This window comes from Kurthia populi, assembly GCF_042686175.1.
GTDB classification, from domain to species: Bacteria; Bacillota; Bacilli; order Bacillales_A; family Planococcaceae; genus Kurthia; species Kurthia populi.
Window position 1 is genome coordinate 26,883 of sequence record NZ_JBHUOR010000008.1, and the last position, 11,848, is coordinate 38,730.

Sequence of the window (11,848 nt, forward strand, 5' to 3'; positions counted from 1 at the left end):
AACGAGTCGATTCATCACTTATTGGATATCCGGATTCAAGCGCTAACTCTTTGGGTTGTTTCGCTCTCTTCTACGTGACATAGAACGTCACTTGTCGAGAGCTATAAACACCCTTCAGAGTTAAACGAGCGCTTTCATCACTTATCGTTATCCGGATTCAAACACCAGTGCTTCGGGTCGTTTCGTTCCTTCCGACGCGACGAAGAACGCCGCTTGTCAGGAACTATAAACGCCCGTCAGCACTAAACGGTGTTTTCATCACTTAATTAACCAATCGAACCTTCCATTTCAAATTTGATTAGGCGGTTCATTTCTACTGCGTATTCCATTGGAAGTTCTTTTGTGAATGGTTCAATGAAGCCCATTACGATCATTTCTGTCGCTTCTTGCTCAGAAATACCGCGGCTCATTAAATAGAATAATTGTTCTTCAGATACTTTTGAAACTTTTGCTTCGTGTTCTAAAGAAATTTGGTCATTCATTACTTCGTTGTATGGAATTGTATCAGATGTTGATTCGTTATCCATGATTAGCGTATCACATTCGATGTTTGCGCGTGCATTTGTCGCTTTTTTACCGAATTTCACTTGTCCACGGTATGTTACGTTACCACCGTGTTTTGAGATTGATTTTGATACGATTGTTGAAGATGTGTTTGGTGCTAAGTGAATCATTTTCGCACCTGTATCTTGATTTTGGCCGCGGCCAGCGATAGCGATTGATAATGTCATACCACGTGCGCCTTCGCCTTTTAAGATACATGCTGGGTATTTCATTGTTAATTTAGAACCGATGTTACCATCAACCCATTCCATTGTACCGTGGTCTTCAACAACTGTACGTTTTGTTACTAAGTTGTACACGTTGTTTGCCCAGTTTTGAATTGTTGTATAACGGCAATAAGCGTTCTTTTTAACGATGATTTCTACTACTGCTGAGTGAAGAGAGCTTGTTGTGTAAACAGGTGCTGTACAACCTTCAACGTAGTGTACTGATGCATCGTCATCAACGATGATTAGCGTACGTTCGAATTGACCCATGTTTTCAGAGTTAATACGGAAGTAAGCTTGTAGAGGTGTGTCTAATTTAACACCTTTTGGTACGTAGATGAATGAACCACCAGACCATACTGCAGAGTTAAGTGCTGAGAACTTGTTGTCTGCAGGAGGGATTACTTTACCAAAGTATTCTTTGAATAAATCTTCGTTTTCTTTAAGAGCAGAATCTGTATCTTTGAAAACAACACCTAGTTTTTCAAGGTCTTCTTTCATGTTGTGGTAAACAACTTCAGATTCATATTGTGCTGATACACCAGCAAGGTATTTTTGCTCTGCTTCAGGAATACCTAATTTATCAAATGTTGCTTTGATTTCATCCGGTACTTCATCCCAAGATTTTTCAGCGCCTTCAGATGGTTTTACGTAGTACGTAATTTCATCGAAGTCTAATCCTGAAAGGTCGCCACCCCATTGTGGCATTGGTTTTGAATAGAAAATATCTAAAGATTTCAGACGGAAATCTAACATCCATTGTGGTTCGTCTTTCATACGAGAAATTTCTTTTACGATTTCAGGAGTAAGACCGCGTTCTGTACGGAAAATCGATACGTCTTTGTCGCGGAAACCATATTCGTACTCGCCGATTTCGGGCATTTGTTTAGCCATTATTTCTCCTCCGTTCAAAGCTTATTTTTTAATTTGTTCGTTAATCCCTTTTTCCATTGCTTTCCAAGCCAATGTCGCACATTTAATACGCGCTGGGAACTGAGATACACCTTGTAATGCTTCCACATCACCAAGGTCTAAATCTTCATCATGCTCATGACCTAACATCATCTCTGAGAATGTGTGTGCTAGTTCTACCGCTTCATCAATTGTTTTGCCTTTAATCAATTGTGTCATCATTGATGCAGATGACATGGAAATTGAGCAACCTTCACCTTCGAATTTTGCATCGGTTACGATGTTATCATCGACTTGAAGTGTTAAATGAATACGGTCACCACATGTTGGGTTGTTCATATCAAGCTGTACATTTGAGCCTTCAAGCGTCCCTTTATTACGTGGTTTTTTATAGTGGTCCATAATTACTGAACGATATAGTTGATCTAAATTAGACATTTCCGAAATACTCCTTCGTGAAGCGCACCCCGTCAGCGAGCTTGTCGATTTCTTCTTTCGTGTTATACACGTAGAAGCTTGCGCGTGCAGTCGCTACGCAGTTCAACCATTTCATTAATGGTTGTGCGCAGTGGTGTCCAGCACGAACAGCAATACCTTGGCTGTCTAGCGCCGTTGCTAGGTCATGTGGGTGAACATCATCAATGTTGAATGTCACAAGACCTGAGCGTTTCATTGGATCTTGAGGGCCGTAAATTGTTAGGCCATCGATTGTTGTTAATGCTTCGAACGCATATTTAGATAATTCTTGCTCATGAGCAATGATAGAATCCATGCCAATTTCATTTAAGAAATCGATTGCTGCGCCAAGACCAATTGCACCGGCAATGATTGGTGTACCTGCTTCAAATTTAGCTGGAAGATCAGCCCAAGTTGAATCATATAATCCAACAAAGTTAATCATTTCGCCACCGAATTCGACAGGCTCCATTTTTTCGAGGTGTTCTTTTTTACCATATAATACACCAATGCCCGTTGAACCGCACATTTTGTGACCTGAGAATGCAAGGAAATCGCAATCTAAATCTTGTACGTCTGTGTGGAAGTGCGGTACGCCTTGCGCGCCGTCGACAACCATTACAGCACCATGTTTGTGCGCGATGGCTGCTACTTCTTTAATTGGGTTATGCGTACCTAATACATTTGACGCGAAAGTCATTGAAACGATTTTTGTTTTATCGGTAATCGTTTTTTCGATGTCTTCCATTGCTAATGTACCATCTGGTTGCATATCGATATATTTTAATGTCGCACCAGTAGCTTTCGCTAGCTGTTGCCATGGAATTAAGTTTGAATGGTGTTCCATATACGTAATGACAATTTCATCACCTTCTGAAACGTTTGCACGACCGTAGCTTGATGCCACCATATTTAAACCTGTAGTTGTACCACGTGTGAAAATAACTTCTTCCGTCGATTTCGCATTAATAAACTGACGAACCTTTTCACGAGCGCCTTCATAAGCGTCTGTAGCACGGTTACCTAGCGTATGCACGCCACGGTGTACGTTTGAGTTATCGAACTCATAGTATTTACTAAGTGCTTCAATTACCTGAACTGGTTTTTGTGAAGTAGCCGCGCTGTCTAAATAAACAAGTGGGTTACCATTAATTTCTTGGTTTAAGATTGGAAAATAGCTACGAATGTCGTCTTTGATCATTATTTTACTTTCCCTTCGATAACTTCCATTAATTGTTTTTTAACACCTTCGATTGGCAGTTGAGAAACAACAGGTTCAAGGAAGCCATGGATGATAAGTCTTTCAGCGTTTGCACGAGAGATACCGCGGCTCATTAAGTAGTAAAGTTGCATTTCATCAACGCGACCTACTGAAGCTGCGTGTCCCGCTGTCACATCATCTTCGTCGATTAAAAGGATTGGGTTTGCATCGCCACGAGCGTCTGGAGAAAGCATTAATACACGTGATTCTTGTTGTGCATCTGCTTTTGTAGCGCCGTGTTCGATTTTACCAATACCATTGAAGATTGCACGAGAAGCATCTTTTACGACTGCGTGCGTTAAGATATTACCGATTGAAGCTTTACCCCAGTTACGAACTTCTGTTGTGAAGTTTTGGTTTTGTTTGCCGCTACCGATAACAACTGTTTTTGTATCAGCAACAGAACCGTCACCACGTAAATGTGTAATGCTTTCAGCGATTGTATCACCGTTGTTCATTAAGCCTAATGCCCAGTCGATTTCTGCATCACGTAATGTTTCACCACGACGGTTTACATAAGTTGTGAAGCCAGCATCTAATGTATCAACAGCACCGAAAGTAATTTTCGCGCCCTCACGAGCAATTACTTCTGTTACGATGTTTGCTTGTGTGTTGTTAGAAGCTACGCCTGAGAAGTAGTTTTCAACGTATGTTACTTTTGAGTTTGTATCTGCCACGATTAATACATGGTTGAATAATGAAGCATCTGCATTATCAACGTAGAAGACTGATTGTAAAGGCTCAGCAACTTCTACATCTTTTGGTACGTATACGAATACGCCACCGTTTACAAGTGCTGCGTGTAGTGCTGTTAATTTATGCTCATCCACTGTCACAGCTTCTGTCATAAAGAATTTTTGAACTAAGTCGCCATGTTCTTTAAGTGCTGTGAAAATGTCTGTCATAATGACACCTTGTGCTTTTAACTCTTCAGATACTTGAAGGAAAGCTGGTGTGTTGTTGCGTTGGATGTAAACGTTTTGTTGACCTTCAACGTCTACGATTTGTTTCACTGCTTCAGGTAGCTCAGCTAATGAAGCAAATGTGTCAGATTCAACAGTATGATTTTTGAAATTGAAGAAATCCCATTTATCAATATTTGTTTTATCTGGTTTAACCATATCTAAGTTTTCAACTTCCGCAAGAGCACGTTCGCGAAGCTCTGCAAACCATGTTGGTTCGCCTTGAGCTTCAGAGAAAGAGCGTACATCTTCGGCTGTTAAAGCAAGTTTTGTTTCAACCGTCATCTGTGCTCGTCCTCCTCGATTATGCTTCTTCTACTACTGCGTCTGTATCTTTAATGCCTAGTTCTTCTTTAATCCAGTCGTAACCTTCTGCTTCTAAACGTTGTGCTAATTCAGAACCACCAGATTTAACTACTTTACCTTGCATCATTACGTGAACGTGGTCAGGTGTGATGTAGTTAAGTAAGCGTTGGTAGTGCGTGATCATTAAGCAGCCGAAGCCTTCGCCGCGCATTTCGTTAATACCTTTAGAAACGATTTTAAGTGCATCGATATCAAGACCTGAGTCAATTTCATCAAGTACAGCGAATTTTGGTTTAATCATCATTAATTGAAGAATTTCGTTACGTTTTTTCTCACCGCCAGAGAAACCTTCGTTTAAGTAACGTTGGCCCATTTCTTCTGGCATTTCTAAGAAGTTCATTGTTTTATCTAATTGTTTGATGAATTTCATGATTGAAATTTCATCGCCCTCTTCACGACGAGCGTTAATAGCTGAACGTAAGAAGTCAGCGTTTGTAACACCAGCGATTTCTGATGGATATTGCATTGCTAGGAATAAACCAGCTTGCGCGCGTTCGTCTACTTCCATTTCTAATACGTTTTCACCGTCAAGTAAGATTTCACCTGAAGTTACTTCGTATTTAGGGTGACCCATGATCGCTGAAGCTAGTGTTGATTTACCAGTACCGTTAGGACCCATGATTGCGTGTACTTCGTTTGTATTTAGCGTTAAGTTAACGCCTTTTAAAATCTCCTTGTCTTCGATTGAAACATGAAGATCTTTAATTTCTAAAGTTGACATTCTAATACCCTCCGTTTGCGTTTCCCGAATGGCGAATCCATTCTTAATTTAATATCATTCTAATCTTAACTTAATTAAAAAGTGATTGCAACCATTTGAATTTCATTCTCAAGTAGATTACACAATCGTTGCTATTAAAAGATTTCCTATAATAATTGCAACGTAAAAGATGCATTTATTTTAAAATTTTCTCATTTTCAATAAGGACATTCTAATTGAGAATCGATTTCAATAAAGGTTGCTGTTTTCCACTATTAAAACGATGATAAACCGCATTATATCACGTTTCTGGTGGCATTACCTGTCTTAAAACAAAAGACTGCGTGCAAGAAATTTCTTTCTCACGCGCAGCCTTCCTCCTATTATTGTGCGATAGCATGTGTCTCCGCTAAATAGTTTGCAACTTGTGTGGCAACTTCGCGCCCTTCCTTGATTGCCCATACAATTAAGGATGGCCCTCTGCGCGCATCTCCTGCCGCAAAGACGCCTTGTACATTCGTTGTGTAATCTAGACGAGAGGCGTGGACACGATTGTTTAGCATTTTCACACCAAACTGCTCTGCAACAGCGGACTCAGCGCCCTGGAAGCCGATTGCGACGAATACATAGTCGGCCGGCCAAACTTTTTCCGTACCCGGAATTTCTTCAAAGTACGCATAGCCCTCGTCATTAATAATTTTATTCATTTGAATCGTATGCAGCTCTTTAACACGCCCTCGTTCATCAGCTACAATTTTTTTCGTTTGAATGCAGTATTCACGTGGGTCACCGCCAAATTTCGCATCGGCCTCCGCATACGCATAATCTAATTTATATACTTGCGGGTCAGATGGCCATGGCTGCTCTGGTTGACGCACAGCAGGTAATGCCGGGTGTTTACCGAATTGATGCACCGATTTACAGCCTTGGCGCACAGCGGTCGCTACACAATCCGCACCCGTATCCCCGCCACCGATAACGATGACATTTTTTCCTTTGACATTTAATGCACGCTCATCTTCAAAATTTGAATCTAATAAGCTTTTCGTTACGTCATGTAAGTAATTCATCGCTGGCACAACACCGCGTGCCTCGCTGCCTTCCATGCGTAGCTCACGCGCTTTTGTTGCGCCTGTCGCAAGCACAACTGCATCGTATTGTGCCTTTAATTCATCTGCCGTAATATCTTTACCGACTGCTGTATTTAGCACAAATTGAATACCCTCTGCCTGCAATAAGTTAATGCGGCGCTCGACGATTTTTTTATCTAGCTTCATATTTGGAATGCCATACATTAATAAGCCACCTGCACGGTCATCACGCTCATACACTGTTACTTGATGGCCTAATTGATTGAGCTCATCCGCGGCCGCTAATCCCGCTGGACCTGATCCGATAACAGCGACGCGTTTATCCGTACGCTTTTGCGGGATACGTGGTTGGACCCAGCCCATTTCAAAGCCCTTATCAATAATCGACTGCTCGATGCTTTTAATCGCCACAGACGGCTCATTAATGCCTAACGTACAGGAGCCCTCGCATGGTGCCGGGCAGACACGTCCTGTGAACTCTGGGAAGTTATTGGTCATCATCAAACGCTCAAGCGCTTCCTTCCACTGGCCCTGGTAGACAAGGTCATTCCATTCCGGAATATAGTTATTAATCGGACAACCTGCCGCAAAGCCACGAATTTCAATGCCCATATGACAAAATGGTGTGCCACAATCCATACAGCGTGCACCCTGTGTCGCTAAATCTTTATCTGATAATCGCTCCGTATATTCTTCAAAGTTTTTTACGCGTGCTAGTGGCGCTTTTTCTTTAACCTTCTTTTTATCATATTCCATAAATCCTGTTGGTTTTCCCATTCTAGATCACGCTCCTTTAAGATTTTGCTACGGGTTGTTTCTTCGGTGATGTCACGAGTGTGAATGCCTTCATCGCCGCTTCCTGTTCAGATAATCCTTCTTTTTCAAACGTATCAATATGCGCTAGCATATGCTTATAATCGGTTGGTACGACTTTAATAAAGCCATCCATCTCATGTGCAAAATCATTTAATATCGCTTTCGCTTTTGAGCTGTCTGTATAATGAATATGCTTCTCTAATAGCTCTTTTAATAGCTCGATATCCTTTTGTGTAAACTTCGTCGTAAACTCGATCATTTCCATATTACAAGCTGACTTGAATGCCTCGACATTTGACGGACGTACATATGCCACACCGCCAGACATCCCAGCACCAAAGTTTTTGCCAACATCTCCTAAGATCACGACGTTCCCACCGGTCATATACTCAAGACCATGGTCACCGATCCCTTCTACGACAACATTGGCGCCACTATTACGGACCGCAAAACGCTCACCTGCACGCCCATTAATAAAGGCCTCACCGCTCGTTGCGCCGTATAGACAAACATTACCCGCGATGACATTTGACTCCTCGCGCCCTTTAATCGGTGCTGACACGATGACTTTACCACCTGATAAGCCTTTACCGAAGTAGTCATTCGCATCGCCATCAACCGACATCGACATGCCTTTTGGAATGAATGCGCCAAAGCTCTGACCTGCTGAACCTTCAAAATGAAGTTTAATCGTATCTTCCGGTAGACCTACTGCGCCGTATTGCTTCGAAATATCGCTGCCGACAATCGTTCCTACTGCACGGTCTGTATTTTTAATCGGGAATGTAAGTGCGATTGGTGACGCGTGCTTAATCGCAAAATCAACACGCGGTAAAATCTCACGTAAATCTAGTGTCTCATCTAATTTATGGTTTTGCTGTACTTGCTTCGTGCGCGGTCCCTCTACTTGATGCAAGAGCTTCGATAAATCAAGCTGACTCGCTTTCCAGTGAGCTTGTGCGCGCTCGCTTACTTCGAGTAAATCCGTGCGACCGACCATTTCTTCAAATGTACGGAATCCTAGCTTCGCCATATATTCACGCACTTCTTCTGCAATGAACATCATAAAGTTCACGACATGATCTGGTGAGCCCATGAATTTTGCACGAAGCTCTGGATTTTGCGTTGCCACACCGACGGGACATGTATCCAAATGACACGCACGCATCATCACGCAGCCTAAAACGATTAACGGTGCTGTCGCAAAACCAAATTCCTCTGCGCCAAATAATGCCGCCATAATGACATCTTTGCCGGTCATTAATTTACCATCCGTTTCAAGTGTTACACGGTCGCGTAGATTGTTAAGCATAAGCGTCTGATGCGCTTCTGCTAAACCTAGCTCCCATGGTAGCCCTGTATGCTTAATACTTGTCTTCGGTGAGGCACCGGTACCACCGTCATAGCCACTAATAACGATGACATCAGCTGCGCCCTTCGCTACACCCGCAGCGATTGTTCCGACACCTGCTTTTGCGACAAGTTTCACCGAAATACGTGCATGACGATTGGCGTTTTTCAAGTCGTAAATTAACTCGGACATATCCTCGATTGAATAAATATCATGATGCGGTGGTGGTGAAATCAGGCCAACACCTGTTGTGGAACCACGAACCGTCGCTACCCATGGATATACTTTATTCCCCGGAAGCTGACCACCTTCACCTGGTTTTGCCCCTTGCGCCATTTTAATTTGAAGCTCATCTGCATTGACTAAATAATGTGATTTCACTCCAAATCGACCTGACGCAATTTGCTTAATTTGTGAGCGACGTAAATCACCGTTTTCATCTGGCGTAAAGCGCGATGGATCCTCGCCACCTTCACCTGAGTTCGATTTACCGCCGATGCGATTCATCGCGATGGCTAATGATTCATGCGCTTCCTGTGAAATCGAACCGAAGGACATCGCACCCGTTTTAAAACGTTTCACAATCGATTCCGCAGACTCGACTTCTTCAAGTGGAATGCTGTTGGTTTTTTTAAATGTTAGTAAATTACGAAGGAAGCCTAAGCGCTCCTCATTCGCCATTTCACTATATTGGTGGAATAGACCAAAGTCATTTTTGCGTGTTGCCCATTGCAGTGTATGAATCGTTTTTGGATTAAAGGCATGATGCTCGCCGTTTGCGCGCCACTGATACTCACTACCTGGTGGTAGACCTTTATCCCCTGAATCAATTGCTAGATTATGGCGACGACGTGCCTCCTCACCAATTGTTTGAAGGTCGATACCGCCTAGCTGACTTGCTGTGCCGGTGAAATGTTTGTCGATAACCTCTTTTGAAATACCTACTGCTTCAAAGATTTGCGCCCCGCGGTAACTTTGAATTGTCGAGATCCCCATCTTCGACATTACTTTTACAACACCCTGACTTGCGGCATACACATAACGTGCTACCGCTTCCTCGTAACTAAATTGTAGGTGTCCATCACGGATTGCTTGATCAATTGTTGCAAATACTAAATACGGATTAATGGCATCGACACCGTAGCCAATTAATGCGGCATGGTGATGTACTTCTCGTACTTCAGCGGCTTCTACGATAATGCTTGCTTGTGTGCGTTCCCCAACGCGTACAAGATGCTGGTGTAGACTACTCGCTGCAAGTAGAATTGGTAGCATCGGCTTGTCAGGCGCGACAAGGCGGTCTGATAAAATCAACAGCTCCACGCCGTCACGAATCGCGCGGTCTGCTTCATCTGCAATGCGCTGTAAATCGCTTGCGACGTCATCTGTCATAAATAAATCAATCACTACCGACTTAACGCTAGGCTGCTGTTTTAGCTGTGCTAGCTGGCCATTTGTCAGTACCGGTGTTTCTAAGAAAATACGCTTGCAGCTTTCTGCCGTCGGATGAAGGATATTCCCTTCCTTCCCTAGCAGCGTCATTGTCGACGTCACTAAATGCTCACGAATCGAGTCAATTGGCGGGTTCGTCACTTGCGCAAATAATTGCTTGAAGTAATGGAATAATGACTGCGGCTTATCCGATAAAATCGCAAGCGGTGCATCATTTCCCATTGAGCCGAGTGGATCCGTTTTTCCTGCCACAATCGGCACAATATATTTATGAACATCCTCATATGTGTAACCAAAAATCTTTTGATGAAGCAGTAAATCGTCAATATTTTCCGACTTTTCTTTTTGCGCTTCAAGCTCAATTAAATTATCATCTAGCCATTGTTTATACGGCTTGGCTGTTGCCATATCTGACTTCAATTTTTCATCAGCGATGATTTCGCCCTTTTCTAAATCGATTAATAGCATCTTCCCTGGACTTAGGCGGTCCTTATACGCCACATCTTCCTCGGCTACGTCAATAACGCCCACTTCTGAAGAGTAAATAATATAATCATCCTTCGTCACATAGTAGCGTGCTGGACGTAAACCGTTTCGGTCAAGAATTGCCCCAATTTGTTGCCCATTTGTAAATGCGATTGAAGTTGGACCGTCCCAAGGCTCCATTAATGTGCTATTGTATTGATAGAACGCCTTTTTCTCGGCTGAGATATGCGGATTTTCTGTCCATGGCTCAGGTATCATCATCATGGCAACCTCTGCTAGTGGACGACCTGCTAGGACAAAGAATTCAAATGCATTATCGACCATCGCTGAGTCAGAGCCTTCTGCATTGATAATTGGGAGTAGCTTTTCAAGGTCCTCACCAAATGCCTCTGACACAAATTTTTGCTCACGCGCCTTCATCCAGTTGGCATTCCCAAGTACGGTGTTGATTTCACCGTTATGGATAATGTAGCGGTTTGGATGCGCGCGCTCCCATGACGGGAATGTGTTAGTAGAGTAGCGTGAATGGACAAGTGCAATCGCTGAAGTGAAGCGCTCATCTTGTAAATCTACATAAAACTGAGCCACCTCTTCAGGTGCTAACAAGCCTTTAAATACCATCGTTTGCGTGGAGAAGCTTGGGCAATAAAATGTGAACCCTTGCTCCTTCACCCATTTTTCAACACGCTTGCGAATTACGTACAGTTTTCGTTCAAATGCTAGGGAATTTTCTGACGAAGCACTTGCGATAAATAGCTGGCGGACAACGGGTGCTGAATTCTTCGCCGTATCACTTAAAGATGCAGCGTTTGTCGGAGCAGTACGCCACCCGATAAGTTCTTGGCCTTCCTCGGTGATGATGGCATTAAATTTTTCTTCAATTTGTCGTCGCTCAGCGTCATCTGCTGTAAAGAAGAACTGACCTACACCGTATTCGCCTTTCGGTGGTAATGCCCATTCTGTGACCTGACGGAAAAATGTATCTGGAATCTGAACCATTAGCCCAGCTCCGTCCCCTGTTTTACCGTCACTACCACGTCCTGCTCGGTGGTCTAGGCGGCAAAGCATTTCTAAACCTTGCACGACGATGTCATGTGTTGGTTCATTTTTTAAGCTCGCATAAAATCCAATCCCGCATGCATCATGTTCGAAACTTGGATGATATAGCCCTTGTTCTTTCTGAATATTTTGAAACGTCATAAAAATCCCTCCCTCGTGAATCTAT

7 protein-coding genes are annotated in these 11,848 nt (G+C 43.0%); all 7 read right to left on the reverse strand.

Annotated elements, in window-relative coordinates:
- Positions 1 to 266: 266 nt before the first annotated feature.
- Positions 267 to 1,664 (reverse strand): Fe-S cluster assembly protein SufB, encoded by a 1,398-nt coding sequence (sufB, locus tag ACFSY7_RS01230; protein WP_126989842.1) that lies wholly within the window; start codon positions 1,662 to 1,664, stop codon positions 267 to 269.
- 21 nt (positions 1,665 to 1,685) lie between these two features.
- Complete coding sequence (sufU, locus tag ACFSY7_RS01235; protein ID WP_126989843.1) at positions 1,686 to 2,120, reverse strand: Fe-S cluster assembly sulfur transfer protein SufU; 435 nt, start codon at positions 2,118 to 2,120, stop codon at positions 1,686 to 1,688.
- Positions 2,113 to 3,339 (reverse strand): cysteine desulfurase, encoded by a 1,227-nt coding sequence (locus ACFSY7_RS01240; protein ID WP_380146524.1) that lies wholly within the window; start codon positions 3,337 to 3,339, stop codon positions 2,113 to 2,115. The genes sufU and ACFSY7_RS01240 overlap by 8 nt, the downstream gene beginning before the upstream one ends.
- The gene (gene sufD / locus ACFSY7_RS01245; protein WP_126989845.1) at positions 3,339 to 4,646 is read right to left on the reverse strand and encodes a Fe-S cluster assembly protein SufD; all 1,308 of its coding nucleotides are present in this window, start codon (positions 4,644 to 4,646) and stop codon (positions 3,339 to 3,341) included. The genes ACFSY7_RS01240 and sufD overlap by 1 nt, the downstream gene beginning before the upstream one ends.
- Before the next feature lie 19 nt (positions 4,647 to 4,665).
- Complete coding sequence (gene sufC / locus ACFSY7_RS01250) at positions 4,666 to 5,448, reverse strand: Fe-S cluster assembly ATPase SufC (protein WP_380146525.1); 783 nt, start codon at positions 5,446 to 5,448, stop codon at positions 4,666 to 4,668.
- Between the two features lie 362 nt (positions 5,449 to 5,810).
- Positions 5,811 to 7,295 carry a glutamate synthase subunit beta gene (locus tag ACFSY7_RS01255; RefSeq protein ID WP_380146526.1) on the reverse strand — a complete coding sequence of 495 codons (1,485 nt, stop codon included), beginning with the start codon at positions 7,293 to 7,295 and terminating at the stop codon, positions 5,811 to 5,813.
- A 16-nt stretch (positions 7,296 to 7,311) separates the two neighbouring features.
- Positions 7,312 to 11,823: a glutamate synthase large subunit gene (gene gltB, locus ACFSY7_RS01260; RefSeq protein WP_380146527.1), complete on the reverse strand. Its 4,512-nt coding sequence runs from the start codon at positions 11,821 to 11,823 to the stop codon at positions 7,312 to 7,314.
- Between the last annotated feature and the right edge of the window lie 25 nt (positions 11,824 to 11,848).

What these genes read in the sequence shown, in the direction of transcription:
- sufB (WP_126989842.1), bottom strand. Translation starts at nt 1,664, where the DNA reads ATGGCTAAACAAATGCCCGAAATCGGCGAGTACGAATATGGTTTCCGC.
- sufU (WP_126989843.1), bottom strand. Translation starts at nt 2,120, where the DNA reads ATGTCTAATTTAGATCAACTATATCGTTCAGTAATTATGGACCACTAT.
- ACFSY7_RS01240 (WP_380146524.1), bottom strand. Translation starts at nt 3,339, where the DNA reads ATGATCAAAGACGACATTCGTAGCTATTTTCCAATCTTAAACCAAGAA.
- sufD (WP_126989845.1), bottom strand. Translation starts at nt 4,646, where the DNA reads ATGACGGTTGAAACAAAACTTGCTTTAACAGCCGAAGATGTACGCTCT.
- sufC (WP_380146525.1), bottom strand. Translation starts at nt 5,448, where the DNA reads ATGTCAACTTTAGAAATTAAAGATCTTCATGTTTCAATCGAAGACAAG.
- ACFSY7_RS01255 (WP_380146526.1), bottom strand. Translation starts at nt 7,295, where the DNA reads ATGGGAAAACCAACAGGATTTATGGAATATGATAAAAAGAAGGTTAAA.
- gltB (WP_380146527.1), bottom strand. Translation starts at nt 11,823, where the DNA reads ATGACGTTTCAAAATATTCAGAAAGAACAAGGGCTATATCATCCAAGT.